The organism is Streptomyces kanamyceticus (genome assembly GCF_008704495.1).
Lineage (GTDB): Bacteria > Actinomycetota > Actinomycetes > Streptomycetales > Streptomycetaceae > Streptomyces > Streptomyces kanamyceticus.
This window is the reverse complement of record NZ_CP023699.1, coordinates 7274919-7291965: the sequence shown is the minus strand read 5'-3', so window position 1 is coordinate 7291965 and position 17047 is coordinate 7274919. Positions and strand designations below refer to the sequence as shown.

The 17047-nt window shown below is 67.8% G+C and carries 16 protein-coding genes; 5 read left to right on the top strand and 11 right to left on the bottom strand.

Going from position 1 to position 17047, the window contains the following annotated elements; genetic code table 11:
• Positions 1 to 265: 265 nt before the first annotated feature.
• From CP970_RS31520 to CP970_RS31500, 5 genes are all read right to left on the bottom strand, one after another.
• Positions 266 to 1708, bottom strand: coding sequence for a replication initiator (locus tag CP970_RS31520; protein ID WP_055545138.1), 1443 nt, complete (start codon positions 1706 to 1708; stop codon positions 266 to 268).
• Positions 1709 to 2046: 338 nt separating this feature from the next.
• Positions 2047 to 2238, bottom strand: a complete 192-nt coding sequence (locus CP970_RS31515) for a hypothetical protein (protein WP_055545139.1) — start codon at positions 2236 to 2238, stop codon at positions 2047 to 2049.
• The gene (locus tag CP970_RS31510; protein ID WP_055545140.1) at positions 2235 to 3572 is read right to left on the bottom strand and encodes an FtsK/SpoIIIE domain-containing protein; all 1338 of its coding nucleotides are present in this window, start codon (positions 3570 to 3572) and stop codon (positions 2235 to 2237) included. The genes CP970_RS31515 and CP970_RS31510 overlap by 4 nt, the downstream gene beginning before the upstream one ends.
• On the bottom strand, positions 3572 to 3994 hold the full coding sequence (locus tag CP970_RS31505) for a hypothetical protein (protein ID WP_055545141.1): 423 nt from the start codon (positions 3992 to 3994) through the stop codon (positions 3572 to 3574). Before CP970_RS31505 ends, CP970_RS31510 begins: the two co-directional genes overlap by 1 nt.
• Complete coding sequence (locus CP970_RS31500; protein ID WP_398657002.1) at positions 3994 to 4338, bottom strand: hypothetical protein; 345 nt, start codon at positions 4336 to 4338, stop codon at positions 3994 to 3996. Before CP970_RS31500 ends, CP970_RS31505 begins: the two co-directional genes overlap by 1 nt.
• A 216-nt stretch (positions 4339 to 4554) precedes the next feature.
• On the opposite strand from CP970_RS31500, the gene CP970_RS31495 reads away from it, so the two are divergent.
• Positions 4555 to 5355 carry a GntR family transcriptional regulator gene (locus tag CP970_RS31495; RefSeq protein WP_055545143.1) on the top strand — a complete coding sequence of 267 codons (801 nt, stop codon included), beginning with the start codon at positions 4555 to 4557 and terminating at the stop codon, positions 5353 to 5355.
• Positions 5356 to 5973: 618 nt separating this feature from the next.
• Here the strand turns inward: CP970_RS31495 and CP970_RS31490 are convergent.
• The 3 genes from CP970_RS31490 to CP970_RS44395 all read right to left on the bottom strand — a co-directional run bounded on the left by CP970_RS31490 (position 5974) and on the right by CP970_RS44395 (position 7735).
• Positions 5974 to 6315: a hypothetical protein gene (locus CP970_RS31490; protein WP_055545144.1), complete on the bottom strand. Its 342-nt coding sequence runs from the start codon at positions 6313 to 6315 to the stop codon at positions 5974 to 5976.
• 281 nt (positions 6316 to 6596) lie between these two features.
• Entirely contained in the window at positions 6597 to 7007 is a 411-nt protein-coding gene (locus tag CP970_RS31485) for an SH3 domain-containing protein (protein WP_055545145.1), read from the bottom strand.
• 248 nt (positions 7008 to 7255) lie between these two features.
• Positions 7256 to 7735, bottom strand: a complete 480-nt coding sequence (locus tag CP970_RS44395; RefSeq protein ID WP_157877672.1) for an NUDIX domain-containing protein — start codon at positions 7733 to 7735, stop codon at positions 7256 to 7258.
• A 717-nt stretch (positions 7736 to 8452) separates the two neighbouring features.
• Here CP970_RS44395 and CP970_RS31475 point away from each other — a divergent pair.
• From CP970_RS31475 to CP970_RS31465, 3 genes are all read left to right on the top strand, one after another.
• The gene (locus CP970_RS31475; protein ID WP_055545147.1) at positions 8453 to 9295 is read left to right on the top strand and encodes a helix-turn-helix domain-containing protein; all 843 of its coding nucleotides are present in this window, start codon (positions 8453 to 8455) and stop codon (positions 9293 to 9295) included.
• The gene (locus CP970_RS31470; protein WP_055545148.1) at positions 9277 to 9471 is read left to right on the top strand and encodes a DUF397 domain-containing protein; all 195 of its coding nucleotides are present in this window, start codon (positions 9277 to 9279) and stop codon (positions 9469 to 9471) included. The genes CP970_RS31475 and CP970_RS31470 overlap by 19 nt, the downstream gene beginning before the upstream one ends.
• 266 nt (positions 9472 to 9737) lie before the next feature.
• Positions 9738 to 12116, top strand: a complete 2379-nt coding sequence (locus CP970_RS31465; RefSeq protein ID WP_150494255.1) for a tetratricopeptide repeat protein — start codon at positions 9738 to 9740, stop codon at positions 12114 to 12116.
• A gap of 285 nt (positions 12117 to 12401) precedes the next feature.
• Here CP970_RS31465 and CP970_RS31460 read toward each other — a convergent pair whose 3' ends face one another.
• Positions 12402 to 12869, bottom strand: a complete 468-nt coding sequence (locus tag CP970_RS31460) for an RDD family protein (protein ID WP_055548261.1) — start codon at positions 12867 to 12869, stop codon at positions 12402 to 12404.
• A gap of 257 nt (positions 12870 to 13126) precedes the next feature.
• Here CP970_RS31460 and glnA point away from each other — a divergent pair, with 257 nt between their 5' ends.
• Positions 13127 to 14536 carry a type I glutamate--ammonia ligase gene (gene glnA, locus CP970_RS31455; protein ID WP_055548296.1) on the top strand — a complete coding sequence of 470 codons (1410 nt, stop codon included), beginning with the start codon at positions 13127 to 13129 and terminating at the stop codon, positions 14534 to 14536.
• A gap of 143 nt (positions 14537 to 14679) precedes the next feature.
• Here glnA and CP970_RS31450 read toward each other — a convergent pair whose 3' ends face one another.
• Positions 14680 to 15747 (bottom strand): HAD-IIA family hydrolase, encoded by a 1068-nt coding sequence (locus CP970_RS31450; protein ID WP_055548263.1) that lies wholly within the window; start codon positions 15745 to 15747, stop codon positions 14680 to 14682.
• Entirely contained in the window at positions 15744 to 16502 is a 759-nt protein-coding gene (locus tag CP970_RS31445; RefSeq protein ID WP_055548265.1) for an NUDIX domain-containing protein, read from the bottom strand. The genes CP970_RS31450 and CP970_RS31445 overlap by 4 nt, the downstream gene beginning before the upstream one ends.
• Between the last annotated feature and the right edge of the window lie 545 nt (positions 16503 to 17047).

Here is a 17047-nt window from a genome sequence, read left to right as displayed (position 1 = left end):
AGACTGGCCGGACCCCGGGGTGTTGGCCCACCGCCGGGGTCACCCATGCGATTCGTCAACTGTAGAGGAACAGTCGCCGGGTCGGGCCTCAAAGAGGATTTCAAGTATCCGTTGATGCGCCGCTTTCGACCCTGGTTCCTCGGTCGCCCTCCAAATGACCTTGAGATCGTTTTCTCGATATGGATGGAGATCAGTTCCGGGATCATCGGAGTTACCACATCCGCATTTCCACGACGGGCAGCACGGTGAAGCGCCCGCCTCGCCATTACCGCTGGTCATGGCCCCACGCCCTAGCCTCTCTAGCCAGGTCACGACCACGGGCATGGTCCTCTGCGATGCCTGCCGCTAGTTCGGCTTCCGCCAGGGAGTGCCCCGAGCCGACGTAGCGCCAGGCCGATTCCGTGACCGTCGTACCTTCCAGGTCGAGCGGTGCAGTCTGGCTGCGGTGTCGGGCCCGTGCGGTGCGGAGTTCGCCGTAAGTGGTGGAGTAGCGGCGGGATTTGGTGAGGACGTGGCCTCGGAAGCCGAGGGTGTGAGTCCAGGAGCGGAGGTTCAGGTCTGTCAGTTCGGGCAGGCCGCCCAGGCGCCAGCAGGTGCCCATGAGGGCGCGAAGATGGGCGTTGACCGGAGCCAGGCGGATGCTGTCGACGTCCGTGATCCGGCGGTCGATGCCGCCCGCGTCGCCGACAGACTTGGATACGTACTTGGCGACGTAGGCCGCGACGGCATCATCGGTCACCGCGGATCCTGCGAAGGCCCTACTGCGGATCGCGTGCACGTCGAGCTGGACGCCCCAGCGGATGACCCGCTCACCAGTCGCCGGAGAGTAGGGCGTACGGACCTCTACAGAGGCCGCAGCGGACCGCACGGCGGCTTCCAGGAGCTCGGTCGTGGCCCACAAGGGTGGGGGCGATGCAGGACCGAGTGGACCGTCCAGACGGACGACGGCATGGAAGTGCACTGCCCCGCGCTTTTGGTACTCGGCGACCTTGGCGAAGGAGAGCGTCAGGTGCTCGCGAAGCCGGGTCTGTGTGATGCCTGCGGCCGAGGCCAGGTGCCGCCGCACGGTGTGGACGTAGCGGCTCCACAAGAGGCCAGCGGACGCGTGCCAGAGGACGTGGCCCGTGTAGTCGTAGCAGTCCGGGCAGAGCGGCTGACCTAGTGCCGGGTCAGTGTCTGAGTGCTGCCTGCCGCATCCCAGCGGCCGCCCATGTGAGCATTGCCCGCCCTCGCGCCGGGGGTGGCAGTAGGCCGAGTTGGCAGTGCCGGACCGGTGCACGCTGCCGAAGGAGGGAGCGGTCAGGGTGACGAAGAGCCGGGGGTGCAACTGCACGCGGTCAGCGACGCCCTTGCCGCCGACCAGGCCCGCACGGACGAGGTGGAAGGTGTCGCCCGCATGCAGGCGTGCACACGGCTGGCAGCGGGATGCGCGGCGGTTGCGGCAGCGGACCGGCATCCGCCCGCCAGGCTCGCCGCTGGTGTCGTAGTGGCGCAGCACGGTCCCGGTGAACGCGTCGCGCACGGTGGTGTGCCCGCTCAGGTAGATGGGGTGGGCACAGCCGCCGGTGGCTTGGATCTGTTCGAGCCAGCGCGGGAATCCCGGCTCATGTACGAGCCGGATCAGATCGCGCTCGGTGGATGAGAGAAGGCGCAGACGCTCAGCCTGATCGAGCACTGAACGCCGCGCCTTGTCGGTGGTCGGATACATGCGGAGGTCCCCTTTCGCGAGGGGTAGGCACAGCGGTCATGGCAGCTCCTGATATGTCGTGGCTCAGCTATGGCAAAGATGCGCAGCAGAGAAATATTCGGTGAGTGAGAGCGTCAATTCTGGATTTCACACCTCAGTGAGGACTGGCCCGTTTTGAGGCCGGATCGGTCCCGTACGGACTGGCGCACTGCGCCGGGACGTATCCGTTGATTCGCTTGCCGTCTTGCTTCCGGGTCACCTTGCAGACGCGCCCAGCGATCACGGGCCGCTTGCATACGACCGCTACGACCGACCGATTGAGGGTGTGGAACTCCATTGCGCTTCCCCTCTGTTGAGCGTCAGGCGAATAGGTGGTTGCCGATGAACAGGAAGGTCCACCAGACCGGATAGCCGAAGGGCGTCATGGCCATCAGGAATCCGCAGAGCCCAATCAAGATCACCTGATGTGTCTTGATCTCCCTGGACCGCGCGAGCATGAACGCGTACAGCACCAGGAAGAGATCAATGATGACGATCGTGCTTTCCGTCATGGCGCCGTCCCTCCTTTCTGCACGGCGACCGGAACCGGCCGGTCCCGCAGGAACGGGTCTGCCGGGGCCGGGGCAGTGGCGATGGCCGCGACGTCGGACGCCGTGACGAGGTGCGAGCGGGCGCGTACCCACTGGCCGCCCGAGGCGTAGACCGCTACGCCTTTCTCGTCTTCGGTGATGGTCTGCGCGACGATCACCGCGTCCGGGTTGATGTCGCCCAGCGTCATCTGTGCCGACGCCTCGTCGTGGGCCCGGTGTGCGATGCGGCCGCCGAGCTGGGCCCGCAGCGCGGTGACCCGGGGGCCAAGATCGGAGCCGACCCGTTGTCCGGCCACGACCAGGTGCAGGCCGAGGGCCGCGCCGAGCTGGGTCAGCCGCAGCAGCAGTACGCCGCATTGCTCCGCCTCGTCCCGCTCTTCGCGGGAGCCATCGGTCAGGTAGAGCTCTGCCAGCTCATCGACGATCACGACGACCGGCACCGGACGCTCGGTCTCGGGCAGGTCCCAGATGGAGCGCACACCTTCGGCCCGGCACAGCGCCATGCGCTCGCGGATCTCCTCGACCAGGTGAAGGAGCAGGACCAGGGCCTGTGGGCGGTCGGTGGCCAGCTTGGTCAGCCGCCGCCCGAAGAGGCCGAGTTCCATGCCGCCCTTGCAGTCGATGCCGACCAGGGCGACCCGCTGTCTGCTCAGAGACCGCACCAGGGCCGCCAGGAGGGACGACTTGCCGCTTTGGGTGGCCCCGGTCACCAGCCAGTGCGGCACCCGCCGCAGGTTGATGATCCAGGCCGGGCCGTCCTCCAGGGTGCCCACGTCCGCCGCCATCAGTTCGGACGGATCAGTGCGGCCCTGCTGCCGGGCCCCGGTCAGCGGGTCCAGGGCGATCACGGTGATCTGGACGAACCCGCGACGCGGTGAGGCGACCCGGACGCGGTAGACGCGCCAGGCGTGTTCCATCGCGCCCGCCGCCGCGAAATACGGCGCGGGGGTCTGCCCGGGGTGCAGCAGCACGGTGACGGTCAGCCCGTTGCGGGTAGGCCGGGCGATGCGCAACCGGGGCGTCCTGGGGCGCAGCGCCTGACCTTGCACCACCACGTCCCCCAGTAGGCGCCCGGTCGGGCGGTGGCTGACCGAGAGGTTGTTGAGCAAGGTCAACTGCCGCCACGTCAGCCGCATCCGTAGGACGACCCGGGGGTAGCCCAGCAGCCACCACCGCCAGGGCCAGTCAGCGGTGTTGACGCCCCGCGCTGCCAGCTTGGGCTCCCACCAGCTCTGGGTCAGCGCGCCCAGGGTCAGCAGCGCCGAGAGGATCCAGACGATCAAGGAGCCGGGCATCACTCCTCCCGCAGCGTCATGCGGGCAAGGAGCGTGCGCGAGCGGATCATGGCCTGCTCGGACTGCACCGCCGCCATCTGCAACAAGAACCGGAGGGTGGCCAGGTCATCCACGGTCGCGAGGAGTGCTTCCGCGCCCACCAGAATCCGCAGGTCCCGCAGCAGGCGCCCGAACTCGCCGTCGGCCCCCAGGCCGCTGTCGTCCGCCTGTCCCGCCGATTCCCGCATCTCCCGCGCCAGGCGTTCCGACTCCTCCGCGATCCTCACCGCGCACGGCTCCGCGCAGGCGTACACCTCCTGTTCGGTGGCCGGGTCACGGCCGACCGGGACGTGCCGCATCTGCTTGCCCAGGTCGACGCCGCAGACCACGCAGGCCAGTCCCCGCGCCTGCGAGGGCGACAGGTGCCAGAAGTAGCGATCCATCAGGAGTCACCGCCCTTGCCCCGGCCGCCCGCCGCCGACGACGTCGAGGCCGAGGGCGCCGAACTCGCCGTCGACACGGGGGTGATCGCATCCGCCCGCCACGATGTGCCCGTCCGGCCGTCCACCGCCCATTCATTGGCCCACAGGCCCGTGACCCGCACCTCCGCGCCCTCGATCACGCCCTGCGGCTCGACGCCGGACACGATCACGTGGATCACGTCCGTACGGCGCCCTTCCGCCTGTCTCACCGATAAACCGGTGATCCACTGCGGGTTTCCCTCCCGGTCCCTGCGCACCTCCCCTTCCGGGGTGACCCGCGCTTCCGGTGCGATCACGCACCGCATGGACCCCAGCCGACTCACGTCAACCGGCTTGTTCTGCATGGCACTTCACCTCTCTCAAGTTGAACCTCATATCCACATAACCGGTTATGCGGATATGGCCAGACTGAGTGTCTGTTCCGGTGAGCGTCAACCGCTTATCCTCATATCCGGCGAAGCCGCCGAGCACCGACGAGAGACCCGTCCAGCACGCGGCCCCACCCACCCCGAGGAGAGCGCATGACGAAGAAGCCCCTAGCGCGCCCGCGTCCCATGTACCTGGAGATGGCGCACCAACTGGCCACGCAGATCAGGAACGGCGAGTACAAGTCCGGTGATCTTCTGCCCTTTGACGGGGACCTGGTGGAGACCTACGGGGTCAGCAAGCACACGGTGCGCTCCGCCATCGCCGAGCTGCGCAGCATGGGCCTGGTGTACACCCGGCACGGCAAGGGGACCATCGTGCGGGACCGGGGCGGCCCTGCCCCTGCGGTGACCATCGACCGCTCCATCCAGCGCACCGGCAAGGCGTGGCGCCTGTCGGATCTGCCCGAGCACGAGGCGCCCGCCGTCACCCGCACCGTCCTGGAAGGGCACTTGGGGGCAATGCTCGACCAGGTCGACCAGGACGCGATCAGCGTCGACCGCCTCCTCAGCGATCCCACCACCGGCACACGGGCCGCCCACCGGATGCTCATCCCGCTCGCCACGGCCGCCGAGGTGCCCTCTCTCGCCGAGGTGCCCGACGCACCGCCCAGCGATCTCCTCAAACAGCTCTCCGACGCGGGGAAGACCCTCACCTTTACGGAGCACGTCACCGCGCGCGCCCCCTACCCCGACGAGCGGACCGCCTTGGGCCTCACCGACCACAGCCCGCTCCTGATTAGCTACCGAATCACCGCCGAGTCCCAAGACGGCGAGTACCGCCCTCTGCTCTGCGAGGAGTTGAGGGCACCCGCCGCCACGTGCGAGTTCGTCTTTGCCGTGACACCGGCCAAGGCAGCCGCCAAGCGGGCCCCGCGCCGTCCGGCATCGGCGTAACTCTTCTCTACTTGCTCCAGGGCGCGCCTGCGGCGCGCCGGGCGGCTTGGCCGCCCCGGTCGGGCATGCGGCCTGCGGCCGGTCCCGACCGGACGACCACCGCCCGACCGCCGACCCGACCGAGCAGCAGGAAGGCCCCGCGACACCCCCGCGCGAGGGCCTTTCCCTGCCCCGCCTCACCGCCAGGGACCTCACGTCGGAGGGTCGGTCAACCTCCACTCCAGAGCAGGGAGTTCGACCGCACCAGGGTCGGCGTCTCCTCGGCCCCGGGGGGCCTGCGGTGCCCCGACGGGGACCGCGCGAAGAGTGGCGCCTCCAGGCCGAGGGGGCACAAGACCATGGCAGCGCGGCCGGGGCCGGACCGGGGCCCAGGTGGCCACTGACCCACCGCGGATTCCCGCCCCACCGTGGGGGCTGACTTTCGGTGGTGCACGCCGCAGACCCGGTCCAGTTCGCTTCCGCGTTCATCTCCGGCACTCGTCCGCATGCCGCCGGGCCGCGAACATCGCCGGACCGCCACCCGTGATCTTGATTTCGCGCCGACAGCCGTCACAGTCGATGAAGTCACCGCGCCGCGTGGTTTTGATCCTCACCCGCGAGCCCGCCTTGGTCCGCCACTCATCGTTCGACACTCCCGCCCTCCTCAGCGTCCGCCGTGCACCAACGAGCCGTCCCTGCCCCGCCCTTGCAGGGCTTCGCGCCGTTCCTCGCATCCAGTGCCGCAGCGATCGTCCGGGCATCGGCCGGACGCAGCCACACCACCGCCTCACCCACCGCCGACGCGTGCGGGACCGCCTTTACCCGGCCACGGTCCAGCCCCGCCGCCTCAGCGGCTCTGTTGATCGCCAAGGCCGCGCCGTGAGCCGCCCGCCACGCCGACACATAGTCCACGCCACGCGTGAACGTCATCTCAGTCTCATCGGATATGCCATCGCAGCCATCCCCCCGTTCGCCAGCCATTTGCACCCTCCCTGGTCAGGGCCTCAGGATCTCGCCGACCTTGCGCAGAGTGGCGCAAGTGGCCCACGCACGCCCGGAATTGGGCGGCATGTCGTCCCAGATGCTACGCGCGGTCACCCTGAGACGCAGCAGGTCTGCGTATTCAATTGCAAATCATGATGCAAACGTCCACTCTCGTGGCATATGTCGAGCGATCGTGACGCACCTACGGCACGGGCCCCCTCCCCGCCGCAGCAGAGAGGGGGCCCAACTCGCCCAGCCGAACGGCCAGTTAGGGCCACTCAGTACAGATACGCGGCCGTCACCCAGCCCTTGAACCCGCGCGGCAGACCGCCCGCCGAGTGCCGCTTGAGCACCACCCGGTGCCATATCTGCCCGCGCTTGTCCTGCCGCGCACCGATCAGCGTCACCCGCTCCCCCTCGTATAACTGCCCCAGGATGCGCCGGGACGTGCCGGGCCCTGTACGCACCCGCAAACCGTCCACCGTCACCGAAGCGACGTCACCGCGCTTGGCCTTGCCACCGGAGGAGTAGGCACTCCTCTCATGCCCGGACGGAGCACTGTTGCGCGACGACCCGACACCATCCGGCCCCGGCAGCGGCGCAGCCGAGGCGACCACCGCCCCCGTCATGCCGACACCCGCCACCAGCGCACCGGAGACGATCAGCGTCCGCAGCTTGCTTCCCATCATCTGACGACCCCTCAGGTTGAGTTGAGACGAGCCGCCGACCGACGGTCAGCGACTCATCCGGTTGAGTGGCCAGCATCGAACACTCACAACTCACAGGTCAACCACATAACCGGTTATGTGGTCAGAGGGGGGACTCAGGATCATGGCAGACAGCACCACACCCGGCACAGAAAGACCCCGCCAGCTCATAGGAGTTGGCGGGGCATCTCGAACCGAAGCGCCAGCCGACCAGGGGCCGAGCACCCCCGCTAGCGGCTGCTCGTCGCAACATCCAAGCCCTGCACGAGGTAGACAGTCCCCTTGCCCAGCGCATCCACCGCACAGCGCAGACGACGTTCATACAGAGGCCGCATCATGCCCTTCAGGCGCGACAGCTGCACCCACGCGCGGCCACTGAAAGCCGCTTCCTCGATCAGCATGGGCACACCAGCTTCCACAACGCCTCCGTCGTACACGAACTCAACCCCCTCAGGCGCGCCCCCGCCCGCCCGCACGTAGTCCACCGCCAGCAGGTGAACCGTCTCGCAGAGCAAGCCGGTGGCCGCACGCACCTCCCGCATCAGCCCCGCATGCGGCATCTCATCGGCCCGCAACAGACCGCCAGGCAACCGCCAGCCGGAAGTCTCGTGAGGCTTCAGGAGCAGCACAGCGCCAGCCTCATTCCGGATCACGACCGATGCCCCCATCCAGCGCTGCGGCACGGGCACAGGTTCCTTCCCGTTGGACATGGCCATCCCCTCAGCCCGCGCGAATCGGGCTCCTTGATGAAACGCTGGTTCCGCTGGGAATACGCACGGAGAACCCGCCCTCGACTGCGGCACGGTCCAAGTGGGAACAGCCGAGGACGGGGGTTCATGCGCGATCGGGTACCTGCCCAAATCGTGGTATAAGCGGGCAAGCTCCATAGCCTCAGGCGTCGTTGCAGGCCGCAGGTCATGGAGCCTCACCTTCCATTCGAGCCCGGTGGGCCGACTCAGATAGGCATGACCGCCCGCCACGAACTGAACGGTCCCCACACGACCCGAATGCCGGTCCATGACCGTTGCCCCCGGGTCAGGCGTCCGAGACGCGCCCACCTATTTCCCCTCGGACTGCCGATGCTTCGGGCACCGACACGGAGGGAACTCCGTGGACCCAGGCGCAAGGATTGCCCCCTCCACCAGTTCCTTCTCCTCCTCCGGACGCAAGCGCCCCAGAGGCTCACCTTGCTCGCCCAACTCCGCCTGCTCAACCGCACGTTCTACGGTTCCAGTCACCGCTTCTCTCTGATCCGACATCTGATTCCGCTCCGCCCACCGCACCCCTGCATGAAGAGCGATGCGTGGACTACTCTGCGTGTTCGGGTGAAACGAGCTTGCCCCTTGAACACAGCCGAGGCACTGCGGACGAGGCGTACTTCACCAACCGCACGGCGTTAGTTCCACACCTTCCACGGAGGGCCCCTCATGCCACCAAGGCGCGCCGTCACCGGACGGAGCCAGGAACCGCGTCGCCGATTCATCGAAGAGTTGCGGGCCAAGCGAGCACAGAGCGGTGAAAGCCTGCGGCAGCTGGCTGAGGTCCTCGGATGGGACTACTCACTCTTCGGCAAGATGGAGAGCGGAGAGACCCTAGGCGGCCCCGAGGTCGTTCAGGCTCTCGATCAGCATTACGGCACACCCGGATTCCTGCTCGCCCTGTGGGAGTTGGCCGTTGGCGACCCCACCCAATTCCGAGAGCAGTACCGCCGCTACATGGCACTAGAAGCCGAGGCAACAAGCCTGTGGCACTACGCGGTGAGCGCCCCGCCTGGCTTGCTTCAGACAGAGGGGTACGCGCGCGAAGCTCTGTCAGCAGGAGGATTCAGGGGCGAAGAGCTGAACCAACAAGTCGAAGCACGCATAGGCCGACGCTCGTTGCTCACAGGAGACGACGCACCGCCGTTCCGGACCATGCTCTCCGAGGCAGTGTTGCGCACCCCTCTACGGGATCCCCAGGCATGGCGGCATCAGCTTGAACACCTCATCGAGGCAGCCGACAGCCCCAACATCATGTTGCATGTCGTGCCTCAAACGGCCGGACTACATGGCCTGATGAACACCGCCGTCATGTTTCTGAGGCTGGCCGACGGTCGTACCGTGGCGTATACGGAGAACGACATCCGTGGCCAACTGATCGAGGAAAATGACCAGGTAGAGCGGCTACTTCGCACATATGATGCGGTCCGCGACTTGGCTTTGTCCCCGGCAGAGTCGCGGAAGGTCATCACGCAGATGTTGGAGGAAGTCCCGTGCGCCCCATCGACCTGAGCGCCGCCACCTGGCGCCGGAGCAGCTACAGCAACACGAACGGTGGCGAGTGCGTCGAGGTTGCCGACGGTTTCACCGGTGTCGTCCCAGTGCGAGACAGCAAGAACCCTGGCCCCGCGATCATGATCTCTGACACTGCGTGGGGCTGCTTCGTCGACTACGCACAGCGCCAGTAGCCGCGAGAGAACTAGGGCCCCGCCGATGTCGGACGGGGCCCTTCTCAGTGCGCTAGAGGCCCGACGCGCCTGGCGATTGCAGCAGGTCACGCCTAGGCACGGTGAGGGAGCACAGGCTCCACCAAGGGGCATCTCCTCGATACCGCCGCAGATCTTTTGCCGTGTGTGGTGGCTGACGGAACACACCAGTTCATGATGGACGCATGAACTGGGGGAAGATACGCCCATGGTTGGCCCTGGTTGGTCCGCTGCTCGCAGTGATCTTGTTGACTGCGCTGCCAGCGGGAGCCAAGTCCGGCGAACTCTCCTGGCCCAAGTGGCTAGTGGCCAGTCTGGTAGCCGCCAGCGGTGTCCTGGTCGCCCTCTGGACTCCCACGCTCAATGCCTGGGCCACCGCCATGGCGAACCGCACCATCCGGAGCGCTGAGAGCGCGGCACAGGCGAAAGACGCCCTGGAGCGGATGCCGGGCGAAGGCAAGATCCTGCTGTCGGAAGAGATCGCCGATCGCGCCCAACTCGGAATCCACGAGGCCCTCCCTCTCCCGGAAGGCGCCGCAGAAGAGTTGGGACTGTCACCGGATCTTCCCAGCTACGTCCCGCGCGACATCGACGCGGACCTGCGCGCCACTCTCCAGGCCATGACCACGACTGGTGGATTCGTTCTCCTCATCGGACCGGCCGCCGCAGGCAAGACCCGGTGCGCCTGGGAAACCATCCGCGCGGTCCTCCCCAACTGGCACTTTCTGATGCCCGCCACCGCCGCCGACTTAACCGCCCTGGTAAGCAGCGGAGCCGACCTGAAGCACCGCGTGATCTGGCTCAACGAGACCCAGCAGTTCCTGACCGGAACGGATCCCCTACGCGCCGCCACACTCCGTCGGATCCTCGCCGACCGGGCCCACCCAACGATCTTGATCGGCACCATCTGGCCCGACATTGACGCGCAGCTACGCGCGCCTGCCCGTGGGGAGGAGGGCAACGGAGCCGGGGAGGACTTGAACCAGAACAGCCGTGACGTTCTGGAACTTGCTCGCCGCTTCCGCCTCGTCAGTTGGAGCCAGAAGGAAAGGGAGAGGGCCGAGGTACTGGCTGCGTCAGACCCGCGAATCGCACAGGCCGCACGCCATCACGGACCCACTGGCCTCACGCAGGTCCTGTCAGCCGCGCCAGAACTGATCTACCGCTGGGAGCTGGGGGACAACCCCTACGGCCAAGCCGTCATCACCGCGGCGGTCGCAGCGCGCCGTTGCGGCCACCCCCCACTCCTCCCCCGCCCACTACTCGCAGAACTCGCCCAGGAATACCTGACCGGCCCCCAGCTCGCCGCCGCTGAGGACACCTGGTTCCTCGTCGCACTGGAATGGGCCTGTGAGCCCGTCCTACACAGCGGCGGCATCGCCCCCCTCCAACCTCACGCCGAGGCCATCGGTCAGACCGTCTCCTACACCGTCTCCGACATCCTCGTCGACCACACCGATCGGGACCTGCCAGGCGCACCCGAGGAGATCCCCGCTCGCATCTGGAGTCGCCTCATCGCGATCTCCTCCGTCCGGGCATGCATGTCCATCGCAAACACCGCCTACTTCGCGAACAGACTCGACCACGCTCACACTGCACTCCAGCGCCCAGCTGACGCAGGACAAGCCGTCTCTATGTACAACCTCGGCTTTCTCCTCAAGGAGCAGGGCGATACCGAAGCAGCCCTCACCTCGTTCACCCGGGCCGCCGACCTCGGCAACACCAACGCCATGAACCACCTCGGCGCTCTCCTCAAGGAGCAGGGCGACACCGAAGCAGCCCTCACCTGGCACACCCGGGCCGCCGACCTCGGCAACACCAACGCCATGATCCACCTCGGCGTCCTCCTCAAGGAGCAGGGCGACACCGAAGCAGCCCTCACCTGGCACACCCGGGCCGCCGACCTCGGCAACATCAGCGCCATGTTCAACCTCGGCGTCCTCCTGGCCGAGCAGGGCGACACCGAAGCAGCCCTCACCTGGCACACCCGGGCCGCCGACCTCGGCAACACCAACGCCATGAACCACCTCGGCGTCCTCCTCAAGGAGCAGGGCAACACCGAAGCAGCCCTCACCTCGTTCACCCGGGCCGCCGACCTCGGGAACACCAACGCCATGTTCAACCTCGGCGTCCTCCTGGCCGAGCAGGGCGACACCGAAGCAGTCCTCACCTGGCACACCCGGGCCGCCGACCTCGGCAACATCAGCGCCATGTTCAACCTCGGCGTCCTCCTGGCCGAGCAGGGCGACACCGAAGCAGCCCTCACCTCGTTCACCCGGGCCGCCGACCTCGGCAACATCAGCGCCATGTTCAACCTCGGCGTCCTCCTGGCCGAGCAGGGCAACACCGAAGCAGCCCTCACCTGGCACACCCGGGCCGCCGACCTCGGCAACATCAGCGCCATGAACAATCTCGGCACTCTCCTGGCCGAGCAGGGCAACACCGAAGCAGCCCTCACCTCGTTCACCCGGGCCGCCGACCTCGGAGACACCAACGCCATGAACAATCTCGGCGTCCTCCTGGCCGAGCAGGACGACACCGAAGCAGCCCTCACCTGGTTCACCCGGGCCGCCGACCTCGGCCACACCAACGCCATGAACAACCTGGCTTCTCTGAAAGAGGACTAAGGATCAGCTCCTGGCCAGGTTCTGCCCCCTCCCACCGCCGGGCCACACACCCAGGGAGCCCTCGCTCGCGATCTTGATGAGTTGTCCAGCGCTCTGTTTCCCCAGGTGAGGGCTAAGTACTCAGAGTGAACACAAGCGCAACATTGGCGAACGCTCCCGAAGGGGCCCATGCCGAAGGGCGCGCGCATGCCGCGCGGCGGCCCGAAGATGAAGTAGTCGTCGCCACTTCCACGTGCGCGAAGGCCCCGGAACCGATCGGTTCCGGGGCCTTCGTCGTTGGTTCTCTCAGATCCGGATCTGGACGGCGCGGGCGAGGCGGTCGTGCAGGCCGCGGCCGTCGCGGTCCCAGATGAGGGCCGGGATGGCGAGGCACAGCAGGATGCTGCGGATCAGGACCCGGCCGAAGCCGAGACGCTCACCGCCCTCGGCGACGACACGCAGCCGGAAGAGCGCCTTGCCGGGGGTCGCGCCGATCGTGCCGACGGTGAGCACGCTCATCACGAAGAAGATGCCGAGGGCCCAGTTGCCCATCGCCTGCTGGTCGCCGCGGGCGAACAGGCCGTACGAGATGACCATGCACAGGCCCCAGTCCACGGCGATGGCGCCGATGCGGCGGCCGGGCCGGGCGATCGAGCCCGGTCCCTCCTCCGGGAGGCCGAGTTGCTCTCCCCGGTACCCGAAGTCGACACCGGCTTCCTCCGCGGCCGCGCGCGGGCCTGACAGCCACGATCCGATTGCTTGCCTGTTGTCCACCCGTCCACGGTACTGCGCCCGATCTCGTACGGGGACTCGCGGGGTCGTACGACGGGGTCGTACGCGACGTCGTACGACGGCCCATGACTCGGCCCGCACACCCGGGCCGGTTAACTTCGGCGAAACAAATGGGTCATGCTTGAGAAATCCCCCGTCCCTATGGTCGGGTCCCAGCGTGTGCCACCGCACTGGCCGCACCACGAGCTGCGAAGCCGCAAACCCGTCCCGCCCGGGGCGGGAGTAGGAGGAGTTGGATGTTGTTCCAGAACGCCGACGACGCGAAGAAGTTCATCGCGGACGAGGACGTCAAGTTCATCGACGTCCGATTCTGCGACCTGCCCGGCGTCATGCAGCACTTCACGATCCCGGCGGCGGCGTTCGACCCGGACGAGGAGCTGGCCTTCGACGGTTCGTCGATCCGTGGCTTCCAGGCCATCCACGAGTCCGACATGGCGCTGCGCGCGGACCTGTCGACGGCTCGCGTGGACCCCTTCCGCCGCGACAAGACCGTCAACATCAACTTCTTCATCCACGACCCGATCACGGGCGAGCAGTACAGCCGTGACCCGCGCAACGTGGCGAAGAAGGCGGAGGCGTACCTGGCCTCCACCGGCATCGCGGACACCGCCTACTTCGGCCCGGAGGCGGAGTTCTACGTCTTCGACAACGTCCGCTTCCAGACGTCGGCGAACGAGAGCTTCTACCACATCGACTCCGAGGCGGGCGCCTGGAACACCGGTGCGGTCGAGAACAACCGCGGCTACAAGGTCCGCTACAAGGGTGGTTACTTCCCGGCCCCGCCGGTCGACCACTTCGCGGACCTCCGCGCGGAGATCTCCCTCGAGCTGGACAAGAACGGCCTCCAGGTCGAGCGCCAGCACCACGAGGTCGGCACGGCCGGCCAGGCGGAGATCAACTACAAGTTCAACACGCTGCTCGCCGCGGCCGACGACCTGATGCTCTTCAAGTACATCGTGAAGAACGTCGCCTGGCGCAACGAGAAGACCGCGACCTTCATGCCGAAGCCGATCTTCGGCGACAACGGCTCGGGCATGCACGTGCACCAGTCGCTGTGGGCCGGCGGCGACCCGCTCTTCTACGACGAGCAGGGCTACGCGGGCCTCTCGGACACCGCCCGCTACTACATCGGCGGCATCCTCAAGCACGCCCCCTCGCTGCTCGCCTTCACGAACCCCACGGTGAACTCCTACCACCGCCTGGTCCCCGGCTTCGAGGCCCCGGTCAACATGGTCTACTCGCAGCGCAACCGCTCGGCCGCGATGCGCATCCCGATCACGGGCTCCAACCCGAAGGCCAAGCGCGTCGAGTTCCGCGCGCCGGACCCGTCCTCGAACCCGTACCTCGCCTTCTCGGCGCTGCTGATGGCGGGCCTGGACGGCGTGAAGAACAAGATCGAGCCGCCGGAGCCGATCGACAAGGACCTCTACGAGCTGGCCCCCGAGGAGCACGCGGGCGTCGCCCAGGTCCCCACGTCCCTCCCCGCGGTCCTCGACGCCCTCGAGGCGGACCACGAGTACCTGCTGGCGGGCGGTGTCTTCACCCCCGACCTGATCGAGACGTGGATCGACTACAAGCGCACGAACGAAATCGCTCCGATCCAGCTGCGGCCGCACCCGCATGAGTTTGAGCTTTACTTCGACATCTAGGAGGCAGGTCGGACGGCCTGCGAAGGGTCGTCCGGAAGGACGGAAGCGGGGCGGGGCACATGTGTGTGCTCCGCCCCGCCTTCTGCTGAGTCGGCTCTTGCCGTCCGCCGACTTGTCGTCGCGGTCCTAGCCCTCCCCGGATGTCACCAGCCGAGCCGCGCGAGCGCCGCGGTGAGGTCCGGGAGAGGGGCGCCGGTGTCCGTCGCGTTCCAGGACGTGGCGCACAGGGCGCGCAAGCCGTCGAGTGGGTCGTTGCCGTCGCCGGTGACGGTGATGCGGTTGGTCGGTGGGTGGTGGGTGGCGTGCCAGCCCGCGCAGGTGTAGCCGTCGGCGGCGCTGTGCACGGCGGGGTGGGCGACTAGCAGGTCGCGCAGGTCGCGGCCGATGTGGGTGGGGCGTTGTCCCGGCTGGGCGCCGAGGAGTTCCGCGGGCCGGGTGGTGCCGGTCAGGACGAGTAGCGTGGCGGCGCCGGCCGCGTGGGCGCCCGCCATGTCGGTGTCCAGGCGGTCGCCGACGGCCAGCGGCCGGTGGGCTCGGCCACGGGCGATCGCCTCGCGGTGCAGCGCGGGTGCCGGTTTCCCCGCCACCCGGGGCGTACGACCGGTGGCGGTGGTGACGGCGGCGACAGCGGCACCGACACCGGGAGCGAGCCCCCGAGGCGTACGCAGCACCGGATCGGCGCACGTGGCGTACCAAGGCAGCTCCTGGCTGACGGCGTAACACAGCTCCGACAGCGCGGCCCAGTTGAGTGTGGTCGTGTACCCCAGGGCCACCGCCTGCGGGGCCTCGTCGGCGGAGGCGACCGGTGTCAGACCGGCCCCGAGCAGCGCGGAGCGCAGTCCTCCGCCGCCCACCGTCAGCACCCGTGCGCCCGGTGGGAGATCGGCCGCGGCGAGCTGAGCGAGGGCCTGCGCGGCGGTGACGACGTCATGGGCACCGGCGGGCACGCCCAGGCCGGTGAGATGGGCGGCGACGGCGTGTGGGGCGCGCTGGTCGTTGTTGGTCACGTAGACCGCGGACAGTCCGTCCGTGCGGGCGGCGTGCAGGGCGTCCACGGCGTGCGGCAGCGCCTGGTCCCCGATCGTCACGACACCGTCGAGGTCGAGCAGCAGTACGTCGTGCAGCGCGGCGAGCGGCGCGCCCTCGGTGCCCCGCGGAGCCGTACCTTCCGCGCGCGGAACGGTTGCCGTCGTGGAGGCGGCGTCCGTCACGCTGCTTCCCCCGCCTCGCATAAGCACGCGTCCACCTGCCCGTAGTACGTGCGTGAGGGGCTGCCGACCCGGTTCACGCCGACCACGACGTCCTCGGGCCCGCGGCCGATTTCCTCGGCGAGCAGCCGGTGGGTGAGCGCGGTGGCCTCGTGCACCAGCAGCGGCGTACCGAAGTAGAACTGGCCGGTCTTGGTGAACGCCGTCCGGTTCTTGGCGAAGAAGGTGAGGAACTCGGTCCACTCCATCCAGAAGGCGCGGCGCACCTTGGGCGAGGCGGGCACTATCTCGTCGCGGTTCTCGGACGTGACCAGGTATAAGGAGATCAGTTCGCGGTTCAACGTGTCGGGGTGCTCGTCATAGGTCTTGACGATCCGCAGACTGCGAGGGAGCCGCACTGATCTGTAGGCGGTGATGCCCAGTTCGTCGCGCAGGCCGCGGCGCAGAGCGGTGTCCTGGCAGCGGCCGTCCTCGTCCAGCATCTGGGTGGCCAGGCTCTGGTCGAACTTGCCGCCCGCGATGTCGACTCCGCTCGAACGTTCCTGCACCAGGATGTCGAACGTGCCGATGGCGTTGGGACGCACGACGTTGGCCTGCACGCCACGGTGCCAGTCGCCCTCACGGTGCACCCGCACGCGCGGCTTGTGCCCCTGGAACTCCTCGGTCACCGGGTCGAAGACCGGGAAGACGTCACCGCTCTCGGTACTGCTCTCGGTACTGCTCTTGGCACCGCTCTCGGCCACTTGGTGCTTCTTCACGCGTATGCCCTTCCATGACTACATGACTAGGTGTAGGTGGCACGCGCGCCACCGCGAGCCGGGATCGTAATTGAACGATCACCCTCAGCGGATCTTGGTCGGGCATTTTTGGACAGAACGCGCGCGTACCGGCATGACCCTGGTGACTTGCTCTGTTGCAGAGGGCACTGGTGCCCCTTGCGGAGCCGGGCCGCATCTGTTCGGGCATCGGGGAACGTGCGAGTTGCGGGGCGAGCACCGTGCGGGATCGAACGTGCACTCAGGGATGGCACACGTATCCGGTAAGGCCGAAAACATGGGGATAACAGCCCCTCGCACCACTGGTGAGGCAGCCACTCACAGTCAGCACTCGCGGCCAATAATTCCTCGCCCGTGACCCGCAGGGTGATGTACCGTTCCGGTGATCACTTGCGGCGGTCCCCCAACGGGCATCCGCCGCCCCACTCGACGCGCTCGGCGTCGACGCGCACCGCGCGCCCCGGCCGGAAGGAGGCGAGAGACATGGACCGTGCTGAAGTTGTTGCGGCCATAGTTGCTTCCGGCCG

Bases quoted from the DNA above. Each gene is read 5' to 3' on its own strand.
- CP970_RS31495 (WP_055545143.1), top strand. From the start codon at position 4,555: ATGACGAAGAAGCCCCTAGCGCGCCCGCGTCCCATGTACCTGGAGATG.
- CP970_RS31500 (WP_398657002.1), bottom strand. From the start codon at position 4,338: ATGCGGTGCGTGATCGCACCGGAAGCGCGGGTCACCCCGGAAGGGGAG.
- CP970_RS31505 (WP_055545141.1), bottom strand. From the start codon at position 3,994: ATGGATCGCTACTTCTGGCACCTGTCGCCCTCGCAGGCGCGGGGACTG.
- CP970_RS31475 (WP_055545147.1), top strand. From the start codon at position 8,453: ATGCCACCAAGGCGCGCCGTCACCGGACGGAGCCAGGAACCGCGTCGC.
- CP970_RS31490 (WP_055545144.1), bottom strand. From the start codon at position 6,315: ATGGCTGGCGAACGGGGGGATGGCTGCGATGGCATATCCGATGAGACT.
- CP970_RS44395 (WP_157877672.1), bottom strand. From the start codon at position 7,735: ATGTCCAACGGGAAGGAACCTGTGCCCGTGCCGCAGCGCTGGATGGGG.
- CP970_RS31510 (WP_055545140.1), bottom strand. From the start codon at position 3,572: ATGCCCGGCTCCTTGATCGTCTGGATCCTCTCGGCGCTGCTGACCCTG.
- CP970_RS31520 (WP_055545138.1), bottom strand. From the start codon at position 1,708: ATGTATCCGACCACCGACAAGGCGCGGCGTTCAGTGCTCGATCAGGCT.
- CP970_RS31515 (WP_055545139.1), bottom strand. From the start codon at position 2,238: ATGACGGAAAGCACGATCGTCATCATTGATCTCTTCCTGGTGCTGTAC.
- CP970_RS31485 (WP_055545145.1), bottom strand. From the start codon at position 7,007: ATGATGGGAAGCAAGCTGCGGACGCTGATCGTCTCCGGTGCGCTGGTG.